Raw genomic sequence first — 227 nt, 5'->3', positions numbered from 1 at the left:
TTCAGGCTCTACTTCTAGTTCAGGCTCTGCTGCTAGTTCTGGCTCTGCTGCTAGTTCTGGTTCCGCTTCTAGTTCAGGCTCTGCTTCTAGTTCAGGTTCAGCTTCTAGTTCAGCTTCTAGTTCAGGCTCTACTTCTAGTTCAGGCTCTGCTGCTAGTTCAGGCTCTGCTGCTAGTTCAGGCTCTGCTTCTAGTTCAGGCTCTACTTCTAGTTCAGGCTCAGCTGCTA

The 227-nt window shown here is 49.8% G+C and carries 1 protein-coding gene; it reads right to left on the bottom strand.

The features are described from left to right. On the bottom strand, positions 1-227 hold a 227-nt coding region (locus N480_RS25700; RefSeq protein ID WP_196761537.1), incomplete at both ends, for a hypothetical protein.

This window comes from Pseudoalteromonas luteoviolacea S2607 (assembly GCF_001625575.1).
Classification (GTDB): domain Bacteria; phylum Pseudomonadota; class Gammaproteobacteria; order Enterobacterales; family Alteromonadaceae; genus Pseudoalteromonas; species Pseudoalteromonas luteoviolacea_E.
The sequence above is the reverse complement of the archived record's forward strand: the minus strand, read 5'-3'. Positions and strand labels throughout refer to the sequence as shown.